The organism is Vibrio sp. D173a (genome assembly GCF_030248475.1).
Window position 1 is genome coordinate 1 of record NZ_JAHGAH010000234.1, and the last position, 7,994, is coordinate 7,994.

At 46.2% G+C, this 7,994-nt stretch carries 6 protein-coding genes; 3 read left to right on the plus strand and 3 right to left on the minus strand.

The genetic code is table 11. The annotated features are described in order from the left end of the window. Nucleotides 1-195 precede the first annotated feature (195 nt). From KIV40_RS21255 to fadB, 3 genes are all read right to left on the minus strand, one after another. Complete coding sequence (locus KIV40_RS21255; protein WP_009708064.1) at nt 196-1,176, minus strand: MDR family oxidoreductase; 981 nt, start codon at nt 1,174-1,176, stop codon at nt 196-198. A gap of 236 nt (nt 1,177-1,412) precedes the next feature. Then, nucleotides 1,413-2,588, minus strand: coding sequence for an acetyl-CoA C-acyltransferase FadA (fadA, locus tag KIV40_RS21260; protein WP_285351176.1), 1,176 nt, complete (start codon nt 2,586-2,588; stop codon nt 1,413-1,415). Nucleotides 2,589-2,602: 14 nt separating this feature from the next. Beyond that, a complete protein-coding gene (gene fadB / locus KIV40_RS21265; protein WP_045451465.1) occupies nt 2,603-4,774 on the minus strand; it encodes a fatty acid oxidation complex subunit alpha FadB in 2,172 nt (723 codons plus the stop codon). A 268-nt stretch (nt 4,775-5,042) separates the two neighbouring features. Between fadB and KIV40_RS21270 the strand changes: the two genes are divergently transcribed. From KIV40_RS21270 to hemG, 3 genes are read left to right on the plus strand one after another with little or no spacing between them, the layout of a single operon-like run. Further along, on the plus strand, nt 5,043-5,666 hold the full coding sequence (locus KIV40_RS21270) for a YigZ family protein (RefSeq protein WP_005532881.1): 624 nt from the start codon (nt 5,043-5,045) through the stop codon (nt 5,664-5,666). Between the two features lie 46 nt (nt 5,667-5,712). Further along, entirely contained in the window at nt 5,713-7,170 is a 1,458-nt protein-coding gene (locus tag KIV40_RS21275) for a TrkH family potassium uptake protein (protein ID WP_228175600.1), read from the plus strand. A 9-nt stretch (nt 7,171-7,179) separates the two neighbouring features. After that, on the plus strand, nt 7,180-7,707 hold the full coding sequence (hemG, locus tag KIV40_RS21280) for a menaquinone-dependent protoporphyrinogen IX dehydrogenase (protein WP_079402779.1): 528 nt from the start codon (nt 7,180-7,182) through the stop codon (nt 7,705-7,707). Nucleotides 7,708-7,994 lie beyond the last annotated feature (287 nt).

A 7,994-nucleotide genomic window follows, 5' to 3' on the forward strand; every position in this document is an offset into this window, starting at 1 on the left:
ATCTCGCTAAATTAGGCGGTTGGAAAGATACCAAAAGGACGGGTAGAGCTTCAATAAAGGTGCTTTGGGAAGGATGGTTTAAACTACAAACCATCCTTGAGGGCTACGAACGCGCAATGTCTCTTGATCACTAGACTTGTGATCAAGAGACAGGGTGATGACCCGGCTTTGTTCATTCTATTAAAGAGTTAACGCTTATAGCTTGATAACCACACGACCAGTTACTTGGCCGTTTGTGATGTCTTCAGCGTATTTTGGTGCTTCTGCCAGTTCAACTTCAGTACAAGCTTGTTCGAAGTAGCTGTCTGGTAGTAGCTCAACCAATTTTTCCCATGCTGCAGTACGTTTTTCAAATGGGCATGAAACAGAATCCACACCTTGTAGACGAACGTTACGTAGAATGAATGGCATCACTGTCGTAGGTAGATCGAAGCCACCTGCAAGACCACAAGCCGCAACAGCACTGTTGTAATCCATTTGCGCCAATACTTTTGCTAGTACTTTACTGCCCACAGTATCAACGGCACCTGCCCATACTTGCTTTTCAAGCGGGCGTGCTGGCTCTTCAAATTCAACGCGGTCGATGATACGGCTAGCACCAAGTTTTTCTAGTAGTGGGCCATTTTTCTCTACGCGACCTGTTACTGCAGCAACTTTGTAGCCAAGCTGTGCTAGAAGCGTTACGGCTACTGAGCCTACACCGCCACTTGCGCCAGTTACTAGGATTTCGCCATTTTCAGGTTTGATGCCTGCATCAAGCAGTGCTTGAACACATAGCATGCCCGTGAAGCCAGCAGTACCCACCATCATTGCTTTCTTGCTGTCTAGACCTTTTGGTAGTGGTACTAGCCAATCCGCTTTTAGACGAGCACGTTGAGACATACCGCCCCAATGGTTTTCACCTACACCCCAACCAGTAAGAACAACTTTGTCGCCTGCTTGGTAGCGGTCGTCTTCTGAGCTTACTACTGTACCTGCTAGGTCAATACCCGGCACCATCGGGAAGTTACGGATGATTTTACCTTTACCTGTAATTGCAAGGCCGTCTTTGTAGTTCAACGATGAGTAATCAACGTCAATCAGAACGTCGCCTTCAGGCAGTTGTGTTTCATCGATTTGCTCGATGCTAGCGATAGTACGTTTGTCTTCTTGATTTAGAACTAGAGCATTAAACATAAGGTTCTCCGATTGTGCGGTAGCGTGACTCTGGGTCACATGCAGCAAGATATCAACTGCTGCTAAGTGTATGTCTTCTTTGTCTATGAATAAAATGAAACTTGAGCATTTAATTTATGCTTGTTGTGCATGTAAGCAATGTTTGGCGTAAAACAAAGGGCGACATCAGATGCCGCCCTTAAGTGTAAACCTAAAACTTTTCAGTATTGGAGTATTTGCTGTGATTCTCAAATAACCTAAGGTCGTTCAAATACGGTCGCAATACCCTGACCTAAACCGATACACATGGTTGCCAGGCCGTATTTCGCGTCTTTGGCTTCCATTAGGTTGATCAGAGTCGTCGAGATACGTGAGCCAGAACAACCAAGCGGGTGACCCAATGCAATCGCACCACCGTTAAGGTTGACCTTCTCATCCATCACATCAAGCAGACCCAAGTCTTTAGCACATGGTAGAGATTGCGCTGCAAATGCTTCGTTTAGCTCAACCACATCCATGTCTTCAATTGAAAGACCAGCACGTTTGAGTGCTTTTTGCGTCGCAGGTACAGGGCCGTAACCCATGATAGAAGGATCACAGCCGGCAATTGCCATACCTTTAATGCGTGCGCGAATCTTCAAACCAAGTTCATTGGCTTTCTCTTCGCTCATGATCAACATCGCTGATGCACCATCAGACAGCGCCGATGATGTACCGGCTGTTACTGTACCGTTTGCTGGGTCGAAAACAGGACGAAGTTGAGACAGACCTTCAACGGATGTTTCAGGGCGAATCACTTCATCGTAATCCAAAGTGAACAGCGTGCCGTCAGCTGCATGACCTTCAATTGGTAGGATTTCGTTTTTAAAACGACCCTCTTCGGTTGCAGCATGTGCACGAGCATGAGAGCGCGCAGCAAACTCGTCTTGTTGCTCACGGCTAATGCCATGCAGCTTACCAAGCATTTCTGCCGTTAAGCCCATCATGCCTGCTGCTTTTGCAACTGTCTTTGACATGCCAGGGTGAAAGTCCACGCCGTGGTTCATTGGTACGTGTCCCATGTGCTCAACACCACCAATTAGGCAGATTTCAGCGTCACCCGTCATAATGGCACGTGTACCGTCGTGAAGCGCTTGCATGGATGAACCACACAGGCGGTTAACCGTCACGGCGCCAATCTCAATTGGTAGGCCAGCAAGCAACGCCGCATTACGGGCAACGTTAAAGCCTTGTTCTAGGGTTTGTTGTACACAGCCCCAGTAGATATCTTCAATCTCGCTTGTGTTTACCTGTGGGTTACGCGCAAGAATGCCCTTCATCAGGCGCGCAGATAGATCTTCTGCTCGTGTATGACGGAAAGCACCACCTTTAGAGCGACCCATTGGCGTACGTAGACAATCGACTACGACAACATTTCTTGTTTGATTAGTCATTTTAGAATCCCTCCTTAGATAGAACCTTGCTGTTGTGCACCGTAAAAGCTTTCACCTTTCGCCGCCATATCAATCAGCATCTGCGGTACTTGGTACATAGCACCAAGCTCTGAGTATTGTTTTGCCATTGCAACAAACTCAGCAATACCTACGCTATCTAGGTAGCGGAATACGCCGCCGCGGAATGGAGGGAAACCAAGACCGTAAACCAATGCCATATCCGCTTCTTGTGGAGTGGCAATGATGCCTTCTTGTAGACACAATACCACTTCGTTGATCATTGGAATCATCATACGTTGAATGATGGTTTGATCGTCAAAGTCCTGCTTATCAGCACAAACGTCAGCGAGCACCGGCAAGATCTCTTCAGAGAAGGTTTTCTTCGGCTTACCTTTTCTATCTATGGTGTAGCTGTAGAAGCCACTGCCATTCTTCTGACCGTATTTGCTTGCTTCGAACAGTGCATCGATCGCATCACGACCTTGTTTACCCATACGCTCTGGGAAACCTTGCGCCATAACGGCTTGTGCGTGGTGAGCAGTATCAATACCAACAACATCGAGCAAGTATGCAGGTCCCATCGGCCAGCCAAACTTACGTTCCATGATTTTGTCGATTTTCGTAAAGTCAGCACCGTCTCGAAGTAGCATGCTGAAGCCACCAAAGTATGGGAACAACACGCGGTTTACAAAGAACCCAGGGCAGTCATTAACGACAATTGGTGATTTACCCATTTTCGCTGCGTACGCAACAACACGATTGATGGTTTCATCAGAGGTATGTTCACCACGGATGATCTCAACAAGAGGCATGCGGTGCACTGGGTTGAAGAAGTGCATGCCACAGAAGTTTTCTGGGCGTTTTAGTGATTTCGCTAATAGATTGATTGGAATCGTCGAGGTGTTTGAGGTGATAACCGTGTCTTCACCGACATGTGATTCGACTTCACTCAGCACTGCTGCTTTTACTTTCGGGTTTTCTACTACGGCTTCAACAATCACGTCTGATTCTTCGATGCCTGCGTAATGTAGGCTTGGTGTGATAGACGCTAAAATGCCAGCCATCTTAAAGCCATCAATGCGACCACGAGATAAGCGTTTATTTAGCAGCTTAGATGCTTCAGTCATGCCTAAATCGAGTGAAGGTTGCGCGATGTCTTTCATTAAAACTGGTACGCCTTTTAATGCAGATTGGTAGGCGATGCCGCCGCCCATAATGCCCGCACCAAGTACAGCTGCACGTTGCGTGTCTTTACTCGCTGACTTAGCTGATTTTTTCGCAAGCCCTTTGATGTATTGGTCGTTGAGGAATAAACCAACCAGTGATTTTGCTTCTTCAGACTTAGCCAGTTTTACGAAGTGCTTACGTTCAATGTCGAGTGCTTCGTTACGAGCAAAGCGAGCACCTTCTTCAATAGTAATAACAGCTGTCATTGGAGCAGGGTAGTGAGGACCTGCTTTTTGTGCCACTAGACCCTTCGCCATGGTAAAGCTCATCATTGATTCGAGCTTACTTAGCGTAAGTGGTGATGTCTTTTGCTTACGACGAGCTTGCCAGTCCAACTTCTCGTTGATTGCGGAGGTCAGTGTCTTGAGTGCTGATTCGTAAAGTGCGTCGCTATCGACAACCGCATCCAGAAGACCAATCTTTAATGCCTCATCCGCACGACACGCTTTGCCTTGTGTGATCACTTCCATCGCACTGTCGGCGCCAATAACACGTGGCAGACGCACACAACCACCAAAGCCCGGCATGATGCCCAGTTTTGTCTCTGGTAGACCGATGCTGGTGGTCTTGTCACCAATTCGCATGTCAGTGGCAAGCACGCACTCACAACCGCCACCTAACGTGTGACCTTTTAGTACCGAGATAGTCGGAACCGGTAAGTCTTCCAGCTTGTTAAAGATGCTGTTAGCAAATTGCAGCCACTGATCGAGTTCAGCGTCTGTCTTCGCGAAAAGACCTAAGAATTCGGTGATATCAGCGCCAACAATGAACGCGTCTTTATCTGAGGTGAGCATCAAGCCCTTCAGTCCTTGGTGCGCTTTTAGTGCATCAAGGGCTTTGTCGAGTGACTCTAGTGTTGCTAGGTCGAGCTTGTTAACGGATTTTGGAGAGCAGAAGCTTAGTTCTGCAATACCATCTTGTACTTCCTTTACCTGTAGGGTTTCGGCTTGGTAAATCATTGTCTATCTCCATGACATACAATCTTGGATTGTCTGTATACCAATTTGATGCGGGCTGAGCGCCTGTAGGGCAGCAAATCGATATAGAGGAAAGTCGTTTTATTTATTGTTCTGGTTTGACCAGTGGAGTTAGTTTGGACTTCGGATCGGTTAATTTCAATACATTTTTTAAACAAGTGTTTAACATTGTGCGCTAAGGCAGATCTTATGCGACTCACAATTACCTCTCGTGATAGACTCTGAACAAAGAGAAAAGTGACCTAATCCTATGAATGACCTGCCTTATCTGATTCCTGCTCAGCCTGCTCAATTTGAAGAAGAGATTAAAAAGAGTGTCTTTATTACTTACTTAGCGCATACACCAAGCGTTGAAGCGGCGAAAGCATTCGTTGAGCAGATCAAAACCAAACATTCTGATGCAAGGCACAACTGCTGGGGATTTGTTGCTGGTCGACCAGAAGATTCGATGAAGTGGGGCTTTAGTGATGATGGAGAACCTTCAGGGACGGCAGGTAAACCAATCCTCGCTCAGCTGTCTGGCTCTGGAGTTGGAGAGATCACCGCGGTGGTCACTCGTTACTCTGGCGGCATTAAGCTTGGTACAGGAGGTTTGGTCAAAGCTTATGGTGGTGGAGTGCAACAAGCGCTCAAGCTGCTTCAAACAATTGAGAAAAAAATAACCACAAAACTCCGACTAGAGTTAGACTATGGGTTTATGCCTATCGCACAGTCGCTTATGCCCCAGTTTGGTGTGGTTGAAGTGGATGCTGAATACAGCGATCAGGTGGTATTAGTGGTGGAAATTGAGCTACGTGAAGTGAGCGCGTTTACCCAAGCTATCATCAACAAAAGTGGTGCAAAGGCAATTGTCACCCCACTAGACGGAAAATAATGAAAAATAGGAAGCCACAGGGACAGCTTCGCTAGTCAATCAATCCATGCAATTTCGTTCAATTATTCGAATCGTCGGGCTATTGCTCGCACTTTTTAGTGTCACAATGCTCGCGCCTGCGCTGGTTGCGCTTATCTATCGAGATGGTGCGGGTGTACCTTTTGTCACGACTTTCTTCGTACTTCTCGTATGTGGTGGGATATGTTGGTTCCCAAACCGCAGGCATAAACACGAGCTTAAAGCGCGTGATGGCTTCCTTATTGTTGTTCTTTTCTGGACTGTACTCGGTAGTGCTGGCTCTATTCCTTTCCTTATCTCAGATAATCCCAATGTATCTTTGACTGACGCATTTTTTGAGTCTTTCTCTGCTTTAACGACAACGGGAGCGACGGTCATTGTCGGGCTCGACGAACTGCCAAAAGCGATCTTATTTTATCGTCAGCTCCTGCAATGGTTTGGCGGCATGGGTATCATCGTGTTGGCGGTAGCCATTCTTCCTGTTCTTGGTATCGGTGGTATGCAGCTGTATCGAGCTGAAATACCAGGACCGGTAAAAGATACTAAGATGACCCCGCGTATTGCTGAGACAGCAAAAGCACTGTGGTACATCTATTTGAGTCTGACTATTGCGTGTGCCTTGGCATTTTGGTTAGCAGGTATGACACCGTTTGATGCCATTAGTCATAGCTTCTCTACGATTGCCATCGGTGGTTTTTCCACACACGACGCCAGCATGGGCTATTTCGATAGCTATGCCATTAACATGATTACCGTTGTCTTCTTGTTGATATCGGCATGTAACTACTCTTTGCACTTCGCCGCGTTTGCGTCCGGCGGCGTGCATCCTAAATACTATTGGAAAGATCCAGAGTTCCGTGCGTTCATCTTCATACAAGTTGTCTTATTTTTGGTGTGCTTCCTGTTATTGTTGAATCACCACTCATATGACTCGCCATATGACGCTTTTGATCAGGCGCTATTCCAAACCGTGTCGATATCTACTACTGCTGGTTTTACCACAACCGGTTTTGCTGATTGGCCATTGTTCTTACCAGTGTTGCTGTTGTTCTCGTCTTTTATAGGCGGTTGTGCTGGTTCGACTGGTGGCGGTATGAAAGTGATCCGTATTCTGTTACTGACCTTACAAGGTGCTCGTGAGCTGAAGCGCTTGGTCCACCCGCGTGCGGTTTACACCATTAAAGTGGGTGGCAGTGCACTACCACAACGTGTCGTTGATGCGGTTTGGGGATTCTTCTCTGCTTATGCGCTGGTATTTGTGGTTTGCATGCTGTGTTTGATTGCTACTGGAATGGATGAACTAAGTGCGTTCTCCGCGGTAGCGGCAACATTGAATAACCTTGGCCCGGGCTTGGGAGAAGTGGCACTTCACTTTGGTGATGTTAACGATAAAGCAAAATGGGTATTGATTGTTTCTATGTTGTTTGGTCGTTTGGAAATCTTTACCTTACTTATTCTACTTACGCCGACGTTTTGGCGTAGCTAAGGGGAAATCGTGGCAAAAGCATTATTTCTATACTCTTCCCGTGAAGGGCAGACGAAAAAAATTCTCCACTATATAGATGAACAACTACCAGACTTCGATTGCGAGCTGGTGGATTTACATAATGTAGAGGCGATGGATTTCAGCCAATACGACAGAGTATTGATTGGCGCATCTATTCGTTATGGTCATCTTAATAAGAAGCTATACCAGTTTATTGAGAAAAACCTAACTCAACTAGAGCAAAGTAAAGTGGCATTTTTCTGTGTGAATCTAACCGCTCGCAAAGAAGAACAAGGAAAGGATACGCCTGAAGGCAGTGCTTACATTCGTAAGTTCCTAATTAAGTCGCCGTGGAAACCAACCTTAATCGGTGTTTTTGCCGGTGCACTTTATTACCCACGTTACAGCTGGTTCGATAGAACTATGATTAAGTTCATTATGTCGATGACTGGTGGCGAAACCGATACGACTAAAGAGGTGGAATACACCAATTGGGAAAAAGTGGCTCTTTTCGCAGATAAATTCAAAGAACTGTAGAAATAACGTGCTCTTTTGACCGCTTTTGATGCAAATTTATCCGAACGATAAAAAAATCAAAAAAAACGAGAAAAAGGGCTTGCCAATGTGATCTCAATCTCTATAATGCCACCTCGTTGACACGGCAATGCTTCGAAAGAAACGAGGTTGAGTTAGCAAGCCAATTAGCCAAGCGGAAACGCTTGAAAAAAGTGATTGACACTAAACTTTAACTCGCTAGAATGGCCGTCCGATTTGAGCAAGGCTCAATAGGAAAGCTCTTTAACAATATAGACCTATCAATCTGT